The organism is Ornithinimicrobium cerasi (genome assembly GCF_003702705.1).
Classification (GTDB): Bacteria; Actinomycetota; Actinomycetes; order Actinomycetales; family Dermatophilaceae; genus Ornithinicoccus; species Ornithinicoccus cerasi.
Genome location: NZ_QZMN01000087.1, coordinates 1 through 521 on the forward strand (window position 1 = coordinate 1; position 521 = coordinate 521).

A 521-nucleotide genomic window follows, 5' to 3' on the forward strand; every position below is an offset into this window, starting at 1 on the left:
TACACGCGGAATTCCATCCCCCTCTGCCGCACTCCAGCGATGCAGTCACAAATGCAGTTCCCAGGTTGAGCCCGGGGATTTCACATCTGTCTTACATCACCGCCTGCGCACGCTTTACGCCCAGTAATTCCGATTAACGCTTGCACCCTACGTATTACCGCGGCTGCTGGCACGTAGTTAGCCGGTGCTTATTCTTACGGTACCGTCATGAACCCCAGGTATTAACCAGAGTCTTTTCGTTCCGTACAAAAGCAGTTTACAACCCGAAGGCCTTCATCCTGCACGCGGCATTGCTGGATCAGGCTTTCGCCCATTGTCCAAAATTCCCCACTGCTGCCTCCCGTAGGAGTCTGGGCCGTGTCTCAGTCCCAGTGTGGCTGGTCGTCCTCTCAGACCAGCTACAGATCGTCGGCTTGGTAAGCTTTTATCCCACCAACTACCTAATCTGCCATCGGCCGCTCCGTCCGCGCGAGGTCTTGCGATCCCCCGCTTTCATCCGTAGATCGTATGCGGTATTAGCA

General features: G+C 55.3%; 1 rRNA gene. It reads right to left on the reverse strand.

Features of this window, described 5'->3' with window-relative positions:
* Positions 1-521: ribosomal RNA gene (locus tag D4B81_RS17925) — 16S ribosomal RNA — on the reverse strand; the annotation flags it as partial.